This is a genomic window from Azovibrio sp. (assembly GCF_049658005.1).
Classification (GTDB): domain Bacteria; phylum Pseudomonadota; class Gammaproteobacteria; order Burkholderiales; family Rhodocyclaceae; genus Azovibrio.
In genome coordinates this window covers 37,164-53,849 of record NZ_JBASOH010000064.1, presented here as the reverse complement: position 1 = coordinate 53,849, position 16,686 = coordinate 37,164, and the positions used below count along the sequence as shown (strand labels likewise).

15 protein-coding genes and 1 tRNA gene are annotated in these 16,686 nt (G+C 63.5%); 4 read left to right on the top strand and 12 right to left on the bottom strand.

The annotated features are described in order from the left end of the window. On the top strand, positions 1-1,479 hold a 1,479-nt coding region (locus WBH99_RS07190; RefSeq protein WP_424219429.1), incomplete at its 5' end, for an SbcC/MukB-like Walker B domain-containing protein. Positions 1,480-1,603: 124 nt separating this feature from the next. Here WBH99_RS07190 and WBH99_RS07185 read toward each other — a convergent pair. Continuing rightward, entirely contained in the window at positions 1,604-3,391 is a 1,788-nt protein-coding gene (locus tag WBH99_RS07185; RefSeq protein WP_424219428.1) for a diguanylate cyclase, read from the bottom strand. 89 nt (positions 3,392-3,480) lie between these two features. Here WBH99_RS07185 and WBH99_RS07180 point away from each other — a divergent pair. Next, positions 3,481-3,554 (top strand) — tRNA-Thr (locus WBH99_RS07180). 281 nt (positions 3,555-3,835) lie between these two features. On the opposite strand, the gene WBH99_RS07175 is transcribed toward WBH99_RS07180, so the two are convergent. The 7 genes from WBH99_RS07175 to WBH99_RS07145 all read right to left on the bottom strand — a co-directional run bounded on the left by WBH99_RS07175 (position 3,836) and on the right by WBH99_RS07145 (position 11,423). After that, complete coding sequence (locus WBH99_RS07175; RefSeq protein WP_424219427.1) at positions 3,836-5,890, bottom strand: FeoB small GTPase domain-containing protein; 2,055 nt, start codon at positions 5,888-5,890, stop codon at positions 3,836-3,838. A 682-nt stretch (positions 5,891-6,572) separates the two neighbouring features. Continuing rightward, entirely contained in the window at positions 6,573-7,412 is an 840-nt protein-coding gene (locus WBH99_RS07170) for an Abi family protein (RefSeq protein WP_424219426.1), read from the bottom strand. Continuing rightward, complete coding sequence (locus WBH99_RS07165; protein WP_424219425.1) at positions 7,409-7,897, bottom strand: type I restriction enzyme endonuclease domain-containing protein; 489 nt, start codon at positions 7,895-7,897, stop codon at positions 7,409-7,411. Before WBH99_RS07165 ends, WBH99_RS07170 begins: the two co-directional genes overlap by 4 nt. Beyond that, positions 7,894-8,109: a hypothetical protein gene (locus WBH99_RS07160; protein WP_424219424.1), complete on the bottom strand. Its 216-nt coding sequence runs from the start codon at positions 8,107-8,109 to the stop codon at positions 7,894-7,896. The genes WBH99_RS07165 and WBH99_RS07160 overlap by 4 nt, the downstream gene beginning before the upstream one ends. Positions 8,110-8,151: 42 nt before the next feature. Continuing rightward, complete coding sequence (locus WBH99_RS07155) at positions 8,152-8,691, bottom strand: N-6 DNA methylase (protein ID WP_424219423.1); 540 nt, start codon at positions 8,689-8,691, stop codon at positions 8,152-8,154. Between the two features lie 15 nt (positions 8,692-8,706). After that, positions 8,707-10,632, bottom strand: coding sequence for a B12-binding domain-containing radical SAM protein (locus WBH99_RS07150; protein WP_424219422.1), 1,926 nt, complete (start codon positions 10,630-10,632; stop codon positions 8,707-8,709). A 125-nt stretch (positions 10,633-10,757) separates the two neighbouring features. After that, the gene (locus WBH99_RS07145) at positions 10,758-11,423 is read right to left on the bottom strand and encodes an OmpA family protein (RefSeq protein ID WP_424219421.1); all 666 of its coding nucleotides are present in this window, start codon (positions 11,421-11,423) and stop codon (positions 10,758-10,760) included. A 191-nt stretch (positions 11,424-11,614) separates the two neighbouring features. On the opposite strand from WBH99_RS07145, the gene WBH99_RS07140 reads away from it, so the two are divergent. Together WBH99_RS07140 and WBH99_RS07135 are read left to right on the top strand one after the other, a co-directional pair. Next, positions 11,615-11,989 carry a hypothetical protein gene (locus tag WBH99_RS07140; protein ID WP_424219420.1) on the top strand — a complete coding sequence of 125 codons (375 nt, stop codon included), beginning with the start codon at positions 11,615-11,617 and terminating at the stop codon, positions 11,987-11,989. Positions 11,990-12,203: 214 nt separating this feature from the next. Further along, positions 12,204-12,695 carry a hypothetical protein gene (locus tag WBH99_RS07135; RefSeq protein WP_424219419.1) on the top strand — a complete coding sequence of 164 codons (492 nt, stop codon included), beginning with the start codon at positions 12,204-12,206 and terminating at the stop codon, positions 12,693-12,695. A 148-nt stretch (positions 12,696-12,843) separates the two neighbouring features. On the opposite strand, the gene WBH99_RS07130 is transcribed toward WBH99_RS07135, so the two are convergent. From WBH99_RS07130 to WBH99_RS07115, 4 genes are all read right to left on the bottom strand, one after another. Continuing rightward, positions 12,844-13,014, bottom strand: a complete 171-nt coding sequence (locus tag WBH99_RS07130; protein ID WP_424219418.1) for a hypothetical protein — start codon at positions 13,012-13,014, stop codon at positions 12,844-12,846. 218 nt (positions 13,015-13,232) lie between these two features. Then, positions 13,233-14,687 carry a TrkH family potassium uptake protein gene (locus tag WBH99_RS07125; RefSeq protein ID WP_424219417.1) on the bottom strand — a complete coding sequence of 485 codons (1,455 nt, stop codon included), beginning with the start codon at positions 14,685-14,687 and terminating at the stop codon, positions 13,233-13,235. 1,271 nt (positions 14,688-15,958) lie between these two features. Continuing rightward, a complete protein-coding gene (locus WBH99_RS07120) occupies positions 15,959-16,387 on the bottom strand; it encodes a 3TM-type holin (protein WP_424219416.1) in 429 nt (142 codons plus the stop codon). Further along, on the bottom strand, positions 16,384-16,605 hold the full coding sequence (locus tag WBH99_RS07115) for a putative peptidoglycan-binding domain-containing protein (RefSeq protein WP_424219415.1): 222 nt from the start codon (positions 16,603-16,605) through the stop codon (positions 16,384-16,386). The genes WBH99_RS07120 and WBH99_RS07115 overlap by 4 nt, the downstream gene beginning before the upstream one ends. Positions 16,606-16,686 lie beyond the last annotated feature (81 nt).

Genomic DNA, 16,686 nt, shown 5'->3' with positions numbered 1-16,686 from the left:
GAACAGGCGCAAACCCGGCTCGCGGCGCGGATGCAGGCCGCCGAGCAGGGCGAACAAGCGCTCAACGCCGCCCGCAAGACCGCCGCCGAGGCCGCCCAGGCGCTGCTCAATGCCAGTAACCAGCAACAGCTGTTGCAACAGACGCTGCAAACCGGCCAGGTCCGCCAGGCCGAATCCGCCAGGACCCTGCAAGCCATCGTCCAGGAGCAGGCCGAACTCGATGCCCGGCTGCTTGAAACCCTGAACGAAATCCCCACCGATCCCGCCACCTGGCTCAAGGAACGCGAGCGTGAGTGGCAGCATTGGCAGCAAACGCAGCAACGCCGGCAGGCACTGGCCGCTCTCCTCATCCAGCAGCAGGGGCGCTGTGACGCCGCACAACTCCAGGCGTTACAGTGGGCGGAGCGCCGGAAAGCTTTCCCGGAAACGCCGTCGGCCATGGACCTGCCGGCCACCGACGACCCGGCCGCCGCCCTTGCCCGCTGCGCCGAGCGCATTGCCGACCTGACCCAGCAACTCGCCGCCCAGCAGGGCCGCCAGACCCAGCTCGAAACCAATCTCGCCCAACAGCAACGCGCCCTTGCCGAGGCCGCGACCGTCTGGCAGACCGCCCTCGCCGCCAGCCCCTTTACCGATCTTGCCGCCTACCGTGCCGCGCTGCTGCCGGCCGAAGAACGCCAGCGCCTGCTGCAACTCAAGGAAGCCCGGCAACTCGCCAGGCAGCAGGCCGCCGCCGTCCTCAAGGCCGCCGCCGACAAGATGCGGTGCCTGCAAAGCACGCCTCCGCCGCGCGACTCGGTCGCAACGCCGATCCCGCCGCTGCCCGAACTCGACACCTGCCTCGCCCAACTCGAAACCCGGCGCCGCCAGCTCAGCGAACAACTCGGCGCCCAGCGTGCCTTGCTCACCCGCGACGAACAGGCGCGCCAAAGCCGGCAGGCGCTGTTCGCCCAGATCGCCGCGCAAACCACCGAGAGCGACATCTGGCAACGCCTGGACAGCCTGATCGGTTCGGCCAAGGGCGACAAGTTCCGCAAATTCGCCCAGGGCCTGACCCTCGACCACCTGCTGCACCTCGCCAACGGCCACCTCGCCCGCCTGCACGGCCGCTACCTGCTGCGCCGCAAGACGAGCGGCGAACTGGAGCTGGACATCGTCGATAGCTGGCAGGGCGAAGTCGCCCGCGACACCCGCACCCTTTCCGGCGGCGAAAGCTTCCTGGTCAGCCTGGCCCTGGCCCTGGCGCTCTCCGATCTGGTCAGCCACAAGACCTCGATCGACTCGCTGTTCCTTGACGAAGGTTTCGGCACCCTGGATGCCGATACCCTGGAAATCGCCCTCGATGCCCTGGATACGCTCAACGCCAGCGGCAAGATGATCGGCGTCATCAGCCACGTCGAAGGCATGAAGGAACGCATTCCGGCGCAGATACGAGTGGAAAAGGGCGGCGGGATCGGCTATTCGCGCTTGAGGTTTTAGTCCTGTCCGGGCCGGCCACCGGCAAAAGGTGGCATGGCCGCCATCCGCGTACTTTTATGGCGCCGGGTAAAAAATTTTCCGGCGTGATTTTCTATCGGCCTGCTCGCTGCGGCTGAGGGCGGCGCTATTTTTCTGCGACCACCTTGTTTTTGCCTGATTGCTTGGCCTGGTACATGGCTTCGTCGGCGCGTTTTATCATGCTGCCTTGTGTATCGTCGGGGTGTAACTGAGTGACGCCGGCACTGAAGGTGATCAGGATTTTCTGGTTGTCGTGCATGAAGAAGCGTCGCGTCAGTTCCCGCTGCACCCGGGTCATGGCGATGGTGGCCTGCTCCAGATTGGTGTCGGGGAAGATGATGACGAATTCTTCGCCGCCGAAACGGGCGGCGGTGTCCTGAGGGCGCAGCGTGGAACGGATGACGCTGGAGAGGTGGATCAGGGCCTGGTCACCGGCATCGTGACCGAGGCTGTCATTGAGTTTCTTGAAGTTGTCGATGTCCAGCATGGCAAGACAGAGGGGCGATTGGTGCCGGGCGGCCCGGGCAATTTCCTTGTCGCAGATCTCTTCCAGGCCGCGCCGGTTGAGAACGCCGGTGAGCTGGTCGTGGTGGATCAGGTGGCTGGTGACTTCGAGTTCCCGTTCCAGGGTGCGGATCCGGGCTTCGGCCTCCTTGACCTTCTGCTGGGTTTGCTGCAATTCGTCCCGGGAGCGCAGGGCGTTGATCTGGATGTTGCGGGTTTCCCGCATGACTTCCGCCAGCACGGCTTCAAAGTCGGCGATGTTGTCGGCAGAACTGATCCTGACTGCATATTTTTCGATTTTGTCGTGATATTCGGAGGTGGCACCGGCAAAGTCGGCGAGGTGGTCCACAAAACCGGTGAGCATGTGCTTCAGGGCATCCTTGGCTTCTTGCAGGCTCAACTTGAGCTGGCCTTGCTTGAAGATGATTTCCTTGAGCCGTTGCTCGGCATCGTCAATGGCGCGTTGGGAGAGGGGGCTGTCGATGATCTGACGGACGACTTCTATCTGGCCATGGACCCATTTGTCGTCCAATACCAGCTCGCTCATGTTTTCCACGACCAGACGCAACAGCTTGATCAGGCTGCCGCGCAATTCGTTCTGGTCTTCTATCTGCAGTTCGATCTGGAAAGCAAAGCGCTTGAGGTGGCCTTGAATTTCTTGCAGCTGCTTGAGGGTGACGACCTTGCGTATCTTCTGGGCCAGTGCCGTGGCGTCTTGTTGCAGCCTGGGTTGCTCGGCCAGCATCGGGGCGATGCAGCTTTCCAGGGTGTAGGCAAACAATTCCCGGCATTCCTGGAGCAGCTCCGCGTGGCTGCCGGCTGGCGCGGGGGTGTCGGGAACGGGGGTGTCGGGAACGGCAAGGGGCGGCGGCGGGAGGGCTTCTTCCGTCAGCACGATATCTTCCCCGGCGCTGCCTTGGGACCAGGCGCGCAGCAGGTTTTCCAGGCGGACGAACAGGGTGCGGGTATTGCTGCCGGAGCTGTTGAGCACATGCTCCAGGGCTTCGCGTTTCTTGGCGGTGGTAAGGTTGGCCGACTTGGCCTCCCATTGCCGTAACAGATTGCCGATCAAGGTCGACCAAGCCAGTTGCTGGATTTCCGAGAGCTGGCGGATAGGGTCGGTGATCGCCTGGCGCAAGCGGGCCCAATCCTTGTGCTGGATGGCTTCATCGAGCTCCCGTCCCAGGCGTTGTTGTTCCGGGGCGATGCGGATGATTTCGCTGACGAGTTGTTTCAGGGGTTTTTCAGGAAAGTCTTCCAGCTCCGCGGGGCGGCCTGCAACTTCTGCGTAGAGGAGCCGGTAATTTTCAGGCGTGGGCGGAACGCGTCGGACAGCCAGCTGCCGGAACGCTTCGCGTGCAATATCAGTAGGGTTGCTGGGGGCGGCCATGGGCTTGACAGTGTCAGGTCGGATTATCCAGGCAGTATGTCTATCAATCAGGGGCGTGGCAAGGGTATAATCCCGCCCCTGCAGCACCCGCCCCCGTAGCATGAAGGTCGTGCAGTTGACTTGTAATCATCAGGCGTTGGTTCGATTCCGACCGGGGGCACCAATGGAATCGATGAGTTAGAGCGGTTTTTTGAGGGATTTTCCCCGGCCTGGTTTTCATTGGCCCCCTATTGCCCCTTTGGCGGGCCATCCCGGCCACCCCGCCGGGTCGGTGCGGGGCGGCGGCGGCGGGGGAGGCTTTCACCTGGGCCAAAAAAACCCACCATGGCGGCGGATCATCTGCCGGTGGTTTCAGTCGGTCGCGGCTGGCTTCAAACAGTGGCAAATTCGCCATGCCCTTGAAGTTCAATACCGCCGCCGGCCACTGCGGCTGAGCCTGTCGGCTTAAACCAGCCGGTCAAACAACTCCAGCGGCAGCCGCACCAGAGCGCTGACCGTCAGCGCCGCCGCTACCGAAATGCCGACGGCGAAGAAAGCCTCGCGGCGGCCGAGGGTTCGCAGCATCACGGCGAAGGTGGAAACGCAGGGCACGTAGAAGGTGAGGAAGACGAGGAAGGTGACGATCTGCGTCGTCGTCAGCAGGGTGCCGATTTCCTGGGTGCCGAGGGCCTGAAACACCATCAGCAGCGACAGTTCCTTGCGCAACACGCCGAACAGGATCGGCACGCCGAGCGCGACCGGCAGGCCCAGCCACCAGACGGTCACCGGCGTCAGCGTCCAGTTGATGAGGGTGTCGGCGCCGTAGTGGACGAGCAGGGCCATCACCACGCTGCCCGCTATCAGCAAGGGGGTGACGATGGTGAGAATGTCGCGGGTCTGCTTCCAGGTCTTGGTCAGCACCGGCCGCCATCGGGGCAGGGTGTAGTCGGGGATTTCCTGGATCAGGCCCGGCCCGCTCCGGGTGTAACGGCGCGAGAGCAGGTGGCCGGCGACGGCGATCACCAGCAGGGTGAGGATGAAAATGGCAAACACGCCGAGGCCGCCCAGGTACTTGCCGCCGAGGGCGAGGATGATGGCGGAGCGCGCCGAGCAGGGCACGAAGGCGATCAGGATCGAGGCGGCGACGCGGTCGCGGCCCTGCGTCGAGGCAGCCACTGCCGAGAGCGCCGGCACGTTGCAGCCGAGGCCGATCAGGAAGGGCGCGGCGACGCCGCCATGGAGGCCGAGATGGTGGAAACCGCGATCCGCCACGAAGGCGACCCGGTGCATGATGCCCGACTCTTCCAGGGCCACCAGCAGGATCACCAGGGGCAGCATGTAGGGCACGACGATGCCGATCAGGCCGACCAGGCCATCGGCCACGGCGCGGCCAATGATGCCGGTGGTGCTGTCCGGCTGCCACTCGCCGACCCAGGTGGCGAGGCGCGCCGAGGTCAGGCTGTCGAGAACGGCGCTGACCTCGAACACCATGAACAGCACCAGGGCGAACACGGCGAGGCTGCCGAGCAGGCCCCAGCGCGGATGCAAAAACACCTCGTCGAGCCAGCGCCGCCAGGACTCGCCGCCCGGGCCGCCCAGATGACGGACGGAGCGGGTAACGCTCTCCACCAGTTGCGCGGCGCGGTGGTGGCGGTCGGCGTGAACCTCTTCTGCCAGGGCGCGCGGCAACGAAGCTTCGGCCTGACGCCGGGCGGCGTCCACCGCCGGCATCAGGGCCGGAAAATGGGTCGCCAGTTCATCGCGGAAATAAGGGTCGTTTTCCGCCAGCTGCATCAGCAGCAACGGGCGCGGCACCCGGAACGCCTCATCGATGGCAGGCTCGCCGAGCACGACATTGAGCGGCGCCAGGCTCTCGGCGATATGGTGACTCGGCGGCTGCGGCAGCGGGCAGACCTTCTCCCGCGCCATGCGCACGACTTCGGCAAAGAGGGGGGTGAGGCCCATGCCCATCAGGGCGATGGTGGGCACCACCGGGCTGCCGAGGCGTTCGGCCAGCGCCTGTACGTTGATGTGGATGCCCTTGGCGCGGGCCTCGTCCATGCGGTTCAGGGCCACCACCAGGGGGCGGCCGAGCAGGGAAAGTTCGAGGGAGAGTTCCAGGTCGCGTTCGAGGCGGGTGGCGTCGACGACGTGGATCAGCACCTCGGGGGCGCGGAAGGCGCTGCCGGGCTGGGCCGATTCATGGCGCGCGATGGCAGGCCAGCAGTCGCCCCAGAGCAGGTACTTGAGGACGACGCGCTGGGCATCATCGAGATCGTGAAAGCTGCCGATGGGCGGCAGGTCCACCAGGGAGATCTGGTCGAGGCCCACTTCCACCAGGCACTCCTGATAGGCCGGCCCTTCCCCGGCCAGGTGTTCGTGGCCCACCACGGTGCTGGAAACGGCGTCGAAAATGGCGCTCTTGCCGGCGCCGGCATGGCCGACCAGGGCCACACGCGGGCGGCGCGGACCGCGCAACATCGGGCCTTGCAGGGGAACGGCGAGGGTTTGTGGCGACATGGGCAAAGCGTCCGGTAAACGGTTTACATGAGAAGTGTTCTCATTATAGTAACGCTTTGCCAAAGTTCCTAACGCTCATTCCGGATGCGCCTGGCGGCGAAAGCCACCCGCCAATGACGAAAAAGCGAAAAGCGGCAGAAAGCCCCACCGCCACCCCGCCGCCACCCCACCGCCACCTCACCGCCACCTCACCGCCTCGGTTTCAAGGCCGCTGTAGTCGCAGCCGTGCATCATGCCGCGCACGATGTCCATCTTTTCGAGCAACACGGCCCGCGCTTCGGTAGCGTTGTGCGTGGGTCGCCCTTGCCTTGGCTTCGGTGTAGGTCTTGAGCGCGGCCTTCAGTTCGTTGGCGATGCCGATGTAGTCCACTGCACAGGTCTTCGAGTTGTTGTTCGTTCATCATGGCGATTCTCCTTCTACTTCCGCCCTCGTGGCAGCCGCCTTGGCTTGACCATGGCCGGCGTCGGCCCTATCATCGCCAGTAATACGACCGACGCCTCTGCACTCTCTGTGTACGCGTCGGTTTTCATTTGTGGCCCACCTGGCCCACCTGGCCCATCACGGCTGCGGCCATAGCGCCCACCCCTCCCAACCCGGAAACGCCCTCAGTTCCAACAGTGAAATGATCTGGTTGTCCACCACCGGGAATTCATCTGCCAGTAGCTTCTTGAAGCGTAGCCCCTAGCTCGAATTCGGGCAGATCACGCGCAGCAACTGCTGCATCAGGCAGAAGTAGAAAAACGGCTTCGCCCTGTTCAGGGCGGCGGGCCAACCTGCAGGAACAGAGGACAGCTCCAGCACGTTGATATTCCACAGTCGGCTGTGGTGCGCCGACACATTGCGGATGAAGTTCAAACTGCGCAGCCATTGCGCGAATGCCTGGCTCGATGCTGCGCCGTACAGGGCGGCAATCGTCTCCTGATCAGCGTACTGCATACCGGCGAACAACTTGGACAGCAGGCCGAAGTCCCACACTTCAATGGCGGCCCAGATCGGCAAGGCCCCGTATTGCTGCTGATGGTGTACCACAAAGGGCTCCTTGCGCGCCCGGTGGAGCAGGGAACGGTACTTGGCCAGCCAGACTTGGTGCTGCGTCTTGCCCGCGTCCGGCCCCTTGGTGATCATCTTTTTGGTGAAGTTGCCGTGCAGGCACGCAGGGTTCTCATGGGCGCGCGGGTCGCGTTGGCCCAGCAAATGCGCCACATCCACGCGCACCGCCATTTCGATGCGCTCCAGCGCATCCAGGGCCAGCAGCCGCAGCTTCTTGTCGAACACATGCAGGCGCACCACGTCTTCAAAACGGCAGCCCGGCGCAAAGCTGTCCAGCCGCACCGCCTTGCCCTGTGCCATGGACGCCACCGGATCAATGGCGCGCAGGGGATACCAGTAGCCACTCAGGCGGTAGTACCCCAGGCGCTCCAGGTAATCGAGCGCCGCGATGGAGTTGTCCACCTGCAGGCCACGGTCCCGCAGTTGCTGCAACTGGTCGGCGAAAGAGCACCAGGGCTCGAGGGGTTTCAAGCGTAGACACCTTCCTCGTCAGTCAGCTTGGCCAAGTTCAACACTTGCTCTGCTATCTGTTCCCGAATTGCCTGGGGATAACCGTATTTACGCAAGACCACCCGCACAATGTTGCGCAACCGTGCCTGCACCGCTTCACGCGTTTTCCAATCCACTACCTTGTTCCTGGCGATGGATGCAGCCAACTCTTCAGCCATCAAAGTAATGCGCCCTCGCTCCACCCGTTCAGGAAACCAAAAAGCCATTTCCATTCTGGGCGTGACTTTGCGGCCAAAATGCAAAAAGGCATCGATGCCGCCTTGCTTTTGCACGTAAATCTGCAATTGCTGCTCGTACATCGCGTGCAGAAAGTTGAACAGGCCGATGAAATTGCTCTTGCCCGCACCATTGGCGCCGATCAGCACGTTCAAAGACCGCAACTCGAAATTTTCAAGCGCCTCGATGGATTTGTAGCCTTTGACGGTGATTTTTTGAATTTGAGTCATTCGGGCTCCTTCTGTGCGGTGTCCCGCGGCAATATGAACTGCTCGATCAAGCGCACCGTCAGTTCCTTGTGATCCGGCTGGCTTCCCGCCACCAGCAGCGCCAGCGCCTGCTCAAACTCGATGCCGGGCTCCTGCAAGCGGCGCTGGTTGAGGGTGTAGCCCTGCACCCGATGTTCCTTGAGCGTGCGCCTGGCCCGCTGGTGAAACGGCATGCCGCGCTGCGACTTTGTTCCTCGATGGAGGGCGCGGGGACCTCAATTGTCTTGAGGTAGGAGGACGGTCGTGCGATAGATGGCACGCCAACCTGGTTGGCATTGGCAAGTAGCCTGTGCTGGCCCTCTGGAGTCTTGAAGTAGTAGGTGGTGAATTCCGGGAGAATGCGGTCCGTATTGCAACGAAGATAAAACTGGCGCTGAGAAATGCTCTCGGCAAACTGTTCCGCCAGTTGCGCCGTCAGCCGCGCCATCTTGTCGGCAAAGGCTTCGCCATCGTCGGCCTGTTCTTCCGCGCCCACGTAGTGCGACCATGCATTCCACATAGTCGTCCTCGATCGGTTTCTTGCGGATTTCGCCTTCATTGTTGGTGTTGCTGCTCATCGAGCCATTGGCCAACAGCAGCGCCATGCTGCCCGCCGGGGCGAGGTGATGGAGCATGTGCTGCCGCCAGGCGAAGTTGGCGTGGCCTTGATGCAGGCCTTGAACGGTGGCCCTTGAACGGTGGCCCTTGAACGCCCTCCAGGCGGCAGGATGACTCGGTGGACTCCACCATGGCCACCTGCCGCGGTTGCCTGGCAATGGGCCTGACCGGAATCATGCCTGACAGGAAGTCTGCAAGGCTCGGGCGATCCGGTGTTTGCCGACCGTGGGTTTGGGGACCCGGGTGTCGAACCAGGCGCGCACGTCCTCGTCCAGGCCGATGCCGTGCATGTAGTTGTAGAGGGCCTTGTTGAGGCCCTGGCCCAGGAGGCCGTGATCCACCCCGGTGGGGTCGCTGAACGGGACGTCGTTTCTGGCGAATTTTCCCGGCGGCAGGGGCTTCAGGGTGATGCCGTAGGCGGCTGGATCCATGCCGACGGGGGAATGCACGGTGCAAGTGAAGCGGTGGAAGAAGCCGGACTGGATGCAGCCTTCCTGGAACAGTTGGCGCACATATTCGAGGGCATCGACCGTGTCCTGCACGGTCTGGGTGGGAAAGCCATACATCAGGTAGGCATGGACCAGGATGCCCGCTTCGGAGAAGGCGTGGGTGACGCGGGCCACTTGTTCTACCGATACGCCTTTTTGCATCCGCCGCAAGAGCCGGTCCGAGGCCACTTCGAGGCCGCCGGAGATGGCGATGCAGCCGCTTTCCGCCAGAAGTTCGCAGAGTTCCGGGGTAAAGGATTTTTCAAAGCGGATGTTGCCCCACCAGGAGACGACCAACTTGCGCCGCAGGATTTCCTCGGCCAGGGCCCTCAAGGCCTTGGGGGGCGCCGCCTCGTCGACGAAGTGAAAGCCGGTCTGATGGGTCTCGGCGATGATGGCCTCCATGCGCTCGACCAGAAGGGCGGCGCTGGCCGTGTCGTAGCGGCCGATGTAGTCGAGGCTCACGTCGCAAAAGCTGCATTTCTTCCAGTAGCAGCCGTGGGCTACGGTGAGCTTGTTCCAGCGCCCGTCCGACCAGAGCCGGTGCATGGGATTGAGCATGTCGAGCACCGAGAGGTAACGGTCCAGGGGCAAGCCGTCCCAGGTCGGGGTGCCGACTTCGGCAAAGGGGATGTCCGGCTCGTCGCCAGCGAAGTAGCGCACCTGGCCCGCGATCCGGGTGAAGGTGCGCACCAGTCTTTCCCGGGGCCGCAGCCCTTGCAGGTGTTCGAGCAGGGCAAGGAGGGGCCGTTCCCCGTCGTCCAGGCAGACGTAGTCGAAGAAGTCGAAGACCCGCGCCTCGGCCAGTTCGCGCAACTCGGTGTTGACATAGCCGCCGCCCAGCACCAGGGTCAGTTCCGGGTGCCGGGCCCGGATCGCATGGGCCATGCGGAAGGCGCCATAGACCGTGCCGGGGAAGGGAGTGGAAAGGAGCACCAGGGTGGGGGCGTGGCGTTCGATGGCGGCGAGGCTGAGGCGTTCGAGCGTAGTGTCGACCAGGGTGGGGGGCGCGGCCAGGGCCTGGGCCAGGGGGTCGAAGCTGGGCTGGCTCTGGGCCAGGGACTCGGCGTAGCGGACGAATTCGAAGCGGGGGTCGGCCACTTCCCGCAACAGATCGGCGAGGTCATCGAGGAACAGGGTGGCGAGGTGCCGGGCCCGGTCCTGGATGCCCAGGGCGCCGAAGGCCCAGGCCAGGGGATCTTCGCCGGCCTCGGCGACATAGGCATCGAGGCTATCGAAGCGAGGCCCTTCGGGGAGGAAGGTCCGGCTGGCGATGCGCAGCGCCAGCGACGGGTCGCGTCCCTGGAGAAAGGCAAGCGTTGGGCCGATGCGGCTTCGGTAGAGGGAAAAGTGTTCGAGGAAGCCGGCCGCCAGGGGCGAGCGTTTTTTCTTTGGCAGGGCTTCGATGCCGCTTCGGAGGGCGTCCAGGCCGGCGGGGGAAAAGAGTTCCAGCACCAGTTCCAGGGCGATGTCCGCCTGCATCGCCACCACCCCTTGGGAGCGCAGAAAGCCGGTCAAATAGGCGGTGGAGGGGTAGGGGGTGTTGAGCTGCGTCATGGGCGGGATCAGCGCCAGGACGCGGGGCGGGCAATTTACGGGGGCGGTGGACATGGCAGGGGAGCAAGGGCGGGCCGGGTGGCGAGTTTACCAGCCCCGGCCCCGGCCCCGGCAGCCCCGGCGGCAGGCCACGGCCAGCTGCATGGCTGGTGGCGGCCTGCCGCCAAAGCTTGAATCGTTCAGATTTGCGGTTCTGCGACGAAGATTTCGACGCGCCGGTTCTTCGCCCGGCCGGCAGGCGTGTTGTTGTCCGCAACCGGCTCGCGGGAGCCGCGTCCATCGATGCTGATCCGGTGCATGGCCACACCGCGGGCCACCAGATAATCCCGGGTAGCGCTGGCACGATTCACCGAGAGAGGATTGTTGACGGCATCGGAGCCGGAGCTGTCCGTATGGCCGATGATGGTCACCATGGTGACCGGATTCTGATTCAAGGTGCTGGCAAAGCGGTCGAGGATCGGGCGCAGATTGGGTTTGATGTCATAACGCCCCGAGTCGAACGAGATGTCGCTGGGGATGTCGAGCTTGAGCTGATTGTCGGCCGTCTGGCTGACGCTCACGCCTGTGCCCTGAGTGGCCTGTTCCATGGCCGCTTTTTGTTCCTGCATGTGGCGCGACCACAGGTAACCGCTGCCGGCCCCGATCGCAGCCCCGAGGGCGGCGCCGGTGGCGGCGCTCTTGCCCTTGTTCTTGCCGGCGGTGGCGGTGCCCAGCAGCGCTCCGGCCACGGCCCCCACGGCCGCGCCGGTGCTGGTGTCACGCTGGGTTTCGGTCATGTTGCTACAGCCGCTGAGCCCGAAGGCGCCTGCTGTCAGGGCGGTGATGGCGATCTTGATTTTGTGCATTGCTTGTGTACTCCTGTTTATTTTCAAGTCTGCAATTTATACCTCATCCGGTGCGGGTTCCGTAAAAATTTCCTGGGCCCATGCGACGTTTTGATGCCAGGGGCCCGCCATCCCGGCGTATGATCCGGACCCGTTGCGATTTTTGAACGGTCATCACCAAGACCCCCTGACAAAGACCCCATGAGGACCCCATGAGCCGGGAGAAGTTTCAGCCTCCCTCCACCACGGAGCGGGGCCTGCGGATCGCGCTGATTTTTGCCCTGGTGGCCGAGCGCCTGACGATCCATTACGAACACGGCCAGTGGCTGACCCAGGGGCAGGGGGCTACGCTGGCGGCGGATTGGTTGTCCCGCTCCAAGCGGGTTTTTCCCCTGGCCGAGCGGCGTCAGCTTTCTGATCTGAGCGAACAGGTGGCCCGGCAGATTTCCTGCACGGTTTCGCGGGAGGCGGGCTTGTATATTGCCCATGAATTGACCGAGTCCCTGGACCCCAATTACCCGTCCGAAATCGGGCCTGCCATCATGGCCGAGTGCGAGCGGGTTTTTGGCGAGGCCGCCGGCCTTTGAACACGCAGGGGCCGCATTCCGGAGCGTGGTTTCCCCTTTTAGCCATTACACTTCCAGCCGCGCCGGACTCGGCGCGCGTCAGCCAGGTGGGCTGACCCACTGCCGGACGCTGTTTTTTTGCTGTGCCGGCTTTGGGCCGGCACTTGTTCCCAAGGGTTTCCCCATGGTTTCCAAGGGTTTCCAGGGTTTTCAAAGGGTTTTCAAAGGGTTTTCAATGCAAACGATCCACGATGTTGATGCTCTCCTGCTCATGGCCACCCTGCTGGCCTCGAAGCGGCGGCCTGCTGATCTGGTCGAGATCATGGCGGCCGCCGATCTGGTCCAGGGTTCCGTTCCTGCCGTCAACAAGCTGGTCGAGTCTTTTGCCCGTCTGGGCACGGCCGGCCTGCTGGTCGAGGTGGAAGGCGGTTTTTCCCTGACGCCCGCGGCCCAGTTGATCGTGGAGGACCTGCCCAGGAAATCCGGACTGAGCGAGCATCTGCAGGTGATCACCGAACGTCTGTATGCCTACCGGGCCAAGGGCGAATCCGCCCCGGTCGTGATGCTGGCCGAGCAGTTCAGTGCCGCCATCCATGCGCACCGGGCGGCTGCACGGGGTGCCGGCAAGAACCTGCTGGTGCCCAAGCCGAAGCTGGAGGAGCGCAACCAGAAGCGCCCCGGCCAGCGTCAGCGCAAGCCCTTGCCCGCCCGCAAGCGCAAGGATTGAAGCCGGTTGAGCACCCGCGAAACCTTTGCGCCCGCGAGACCTTTGGCCCTGCTCAAGCCGCGCCTCCCGGCATCAGCACTTCCCGGCATAAGAAGAAAGCCCCGTCGTGCGATCGGGGCTGTTGTCCATCCGGGTGGCTGAAACCGGCTCAGGCGGGCGGTTTGGCATCGTCCTGAACCTTTTCCGCTGGATTTTCCGCCCCGGCATCCTGGCTGCCGGCGGCCTTGTCGGCCAGCTTCTGCTGACGCTTTTCTTCCTGCTTCTGCTTTTTTGCCAGGTCGCGCTGGCGTTTTTCGAATTGGTAGTTGGGTTTGGCCAAGGGGGCACCTTTGAGAGCGGCAAGCGCTGAATGGAGGGGAGGAACTGGAGTTTCCTGCTACCCGCAGGGCCGCCATTTTATCACTGCCGCGCCTGGATCTGTCCGGCCAGGTCGGGCGGATGGCCAGCCAGGAATCGGGCGCTGGTTCCGGTGACATGGGGCCATCGTGGCGGAAGCAAAATTCCATGGCCGAAATTCCATGTCTATCCTGGCCGGATTCAGCGCCGCCAGAATGCCGGCGTCAGCACCACCAGCAGGGTGAAAATTTCCAGGCGGCCGAGCAGCATCGCAAACGTGCAGACCCAGGTCTGGAAATCGCCCAGCACGGCAAAGGTGGTGGAGGGCCCCACATCGCCCAGCCCGGGGCCGGTGTTGTTGATGCTCGCCACGATGGCAGTGAAGGCGGTGATGACATCGAGGCCAGAAAAAACCAGGGTCAAGGTCAGGCTGACGATGCTGACCATGTACATGAAGCCGAAGGCCAGCACGGCGAACAGGACGCTCTGGGGGGCCACCTGCCCGCCGATGCGCACGTTGTACACCGCGTTGGGGTGCATGGCCAGGATGATTTCCCGGTAGACCTGCTTGTAGAGCAGGATGGCCCGGGCCATCTTGATGCCCCCGCCGGTGGAGCCGGCGCTGGTGGCAAAGCTGCACAGGAAGAGCATCCACAGGGGGGCGAACATGGGCCAGAGGGCGAAGTCCACGCTGGCGTAACCGGTGGTGGTTGCAATCGAGATCACGTTGAAGGCCGAGTGGCGCAGGGCCGTTTCCAGGTCCGGGTAGACCCCGGATACCCGGAGGTAGAGGGCAATCATGCCGACCGAAACCAGGCAGACGCTGATGAACCAGATGACTTCCGGATCATGCAGGTAGGGTTTCAGGGAGCGGGCATGAAGGGCGAGGAACAAGGTGCCGAAATTCATCCCGGCAATGAGCATGAAGGTGATGCTGACACTCTCGATGGCCTGGGAATTGAAGAAGCCGAAACTCGCGTCGTGGGTCGAAAAGCCGCCCAGTCCCATGGTGGAAAAGCCATGGCAGAACGCATCGAACCAGGTCATGCCGGCAAAGTGGTAGCTCAGAATGCAGGCGACCGAGACCAGGATATAGACGCTCCACAACCCCTTGGAAGTTTCGGCAATCCGGGGGGTCATTTTCGCGTCCTTCATGGGCCCCGGCGTCTCGGCCTTGAACATCTGCCGGCCGCCGATACCCAGCAGGGGCAGGATGGCGATGGCCAGCACGATCAGTCCCATGCCGCCGATCCAGACCAGCAGGTGGCGCCAGAGATTGATGGACATGGGCAGGGCATCGAGCCCGGAAACGACCGTGGCCCCGGTGGTTGTCAGGCCGGACATGGCTTCGAAGTAGGCATCGGTGAAGCTCATGCCAAGCTGCAGCATGAAAGGCAAGGCCGCGAATGCGGGCAGGATGGTCCACACCAGCACCACCATCAGGAAACCGTCCCGTATCTTCAGGTCGCGTTTGACGTTGTGGTAGCGCACCCACAGGAACAGGCCGCAGAGCATGGTCAGGGCAAAGACTTCGTCGTAGACCGTCTGGGCCCCGTCATTGGCCACATTGGACAGGATCAGGGGAGCCAGGATGGTCGTGCCGAACAGCATGATGATCATGCCCAGGGCCCGCAGCACGGGGGTGTAGCGGTTCATGGTCGATGCCGGCAGGGAGTCCGTGCGGCGCTGTCTACAGCAGCCCTTCGCGGGCTGGCGCCAGGCAAGGAGGCCAGGGAGGCCACTGGCATTCCAGTATTCCGGCGGGCTGGAGGCGATGGTATCCCCGCCTCGATACGCCGCGCATCCTGGCAAGTGTGGGGTGAAGATGTCGTGCAGATTGCCGCCGGCCGGTCCTGCTGGGCTTTGACGTTCAGGGTGGGTTTCATGGCAGGCTGAGCTCGAAAAAGGTCATTTCGCGAAATTTCCATGCCGCCCCAAGGCTTTCAAGGCGATTTTCCAAGCCCCGCAGCGGCGCGTCGATGGTTTCAAGACCGCCATTTTACAAGATTCACGGCACCGCTGAAGCCGGGGCCTGTTTCCCGATGCGGCGTCATGCCCGAGACTCGTCGCCGGGCCATGCTCGCCGGGCGGTGCTCGGCTTTGACCGGGGCTTTGTAGGGCTCCGCGGGATTTTGGTGGCTCTGTGTGGTTCTGTGTGGCCCTTGTGTGGCCCTTGCGTGGCCCTTGTGTGGCCTCTGCGCCGCCAAGTGTTCGCCCAGAACCCAAACGTCAACTCCGCCACCACGCGCCCGGGGGTCGGACTCAGCCGGTGACGAGCAATCTTCTGCTTGGCCTCCAGAACCTTGGAGGCATCCCGCTGATCCAGCCACGCGTCGTCGTACCAGTCCTGTCGCTGGAAATGCTGGCTGAGCACCTGATGGAACCGATTGCGCAACGTGATTTCACTCAGGTTGAGCAAGGGATACAGGCTCTCACACAGCGCGATGTTCCAGAGGTAGAGCGCCACGGCCCGGTCGCGGTCACCCCCCAAGTGGTTCAGGTAAGGCGCCAAGCGCTCAGGCGCAAAGGCTGCCTCGAGCTCCGACCAGGCGATCGGCGTGCCCGAGGGGGTCGGTGCTGCTTGGCTGCCGGAGCCTGTTCGTTGCATGGATTGCCCTCTCTACCTCGCCGTCAAGGCACAGCGGGGACTGGCAATCGGTGGCGGAGGTGTGTTGTTTTTCATCTGCAGTCCCCGGGCTATTCCTCTCCCAGTCTCCAATGAGTCTGGTGATGAACCCGGGGTTAGTCCGGGGTTAGTCCGGGGTTAGTCTTTTTTGGGGTCGGAAAATCACGAATCCGTCCCCTGTCCAAGCTGTCATTTTACCGGCGCACCCCAATACAAACGCAAAAATCCCCGACCCCACCCCCCGTGAAGGCCGTGAGATCGGGGGATCGTCGTCTCAGGTTGTCGTGCCGGGCAGCGCCGATCAGCGGCCAGGCCCACGCCACTTGTCGAAGCTCCTCGCCCCGGTGTAGCCCAGGTAGCCGGCTCCGAACAGCCACCATAGGCTCTCTGGGATGGCCCCCAGTAGCTTGTTCAGGTTCTCAGCCGCCTGGAGGACGTGCGTCGGCCACCAGATACCGATGACAGCGCCGATGACGCACAGCAGGATCACGCCGTAGATCACGTACAGAAACGTCGGACGTGCCCGGCTGGTCCAGGGGGCCTGTGAGTTGGCCTCAGCCAGGATCGCCGAGAGGCTGGTCTGCATCTCCTGCAGTGCCAGTTGTCCCTCGGCTTGCAGCAGCGCGAGCTTGGCTTTCTCCCGCTCGGCGGGATCTGGCACAAGTCGGTCGATGAGTCGGCTGCCGGCTTCAAGCAGCCCAGGCGCCAAGGTAGTGAGGATCGGGGTCATACGGTGCCCTCCACGAATTCCGCCATCCGGTTCATCCATCCTGCGGCGAAGGCCGACTGCTTGGGATCATGGGTGATCAGCCGCCCGAGGTGGCGCAAGCGCTGTCCCAGCACCTTGCTGTAGAGCACACCTTGATCGGCGATAGCGAGTGCTGCGCGGGTCTTGGGGCCGATGATGCCATCAGCCGTGACGCCAAGCGCCGCCTGTAGCCACTGCACGGCGCGCTTCGGTCCGCTTTGGCCCGCTTCGGCCCGGAATGCACCGCCGTATCGACCAGCAGGTGCAGCAGACCCGGATGC

Bases quoted from the DNA above. Each gene is read 5' to 3' on its own strand.
- WBH99_RS07175 (WP_424219427.1), bottom strand. From the start codon at position 5,890: ATGTCGCCACAAACCCTCGCCGTTCCCCTGCAAGGCCCGATGTTGCGC.
- WBH99_RS07145 (WP_424219421.1), bottom strand. From the start codon at position 11,423: ATGCACAAAATCAAGATCGCCATCACCGCCCTGACAGCAGGCGCCTTC.
- WBH99_RS07135 (WP_424219419.1), top strand. From the start codon at position 12,204: ATGCAAACGATCCACGATGTTGATGCTCTCCTGCTCATGGCCACCCTG.
- WBH99_RS07150 (WP_424219422.1), bottom strand. From the start codon at position 10,632: ATGTCCACCGCCCCCGTAAATTGCCCGCCCCGCGTCCTGGCGCTGATC.
- WBH99_RS07165 (WP_424219425.1), bottom strand. From the start codon at position 7,897: ATGACTCAAATTCAAAAAATCACCGTCAAAGGCTACAAATCCATCGAG.
- WBH99_RS07185 (WP_424219428.1), bottom strand. From the start codon at position 3,391: ATGGCCGCCCCCAGCAACCCTACTGATATTGCACGCGAAGCGTTCCGG.
- WBH99_RS07140 (WP_424219420.1), top strand. From the start codon at position 11,615: ATGAGCCGGGAGAAGTTTCAGCCTCCCTCCACCACGGAGCGGGGCCTG.
- WBH99_RS07160 (WP_424219424.1), bottom strand. From the start codon at position 8,109: ATGCCGTTTCACCAGCGGGCCAGGCGCACGCTCAAGGAACATCGGGTG.
- WBH99_RS07120 (WP_424219416.1), bottom strand. From the start codon at position 16,387: ATGACCCCGATCCTCACTACCTTGGCGCCTGGGCTGCTTGAAGCCGGC.
- WBH99_RS07125 (WP_424219417.1), bottom strand. From the start codon at position 14,687: ATGAACCGCTACACCCCCGTGCTGCGGGCCCTGGGCATGATCATCATG.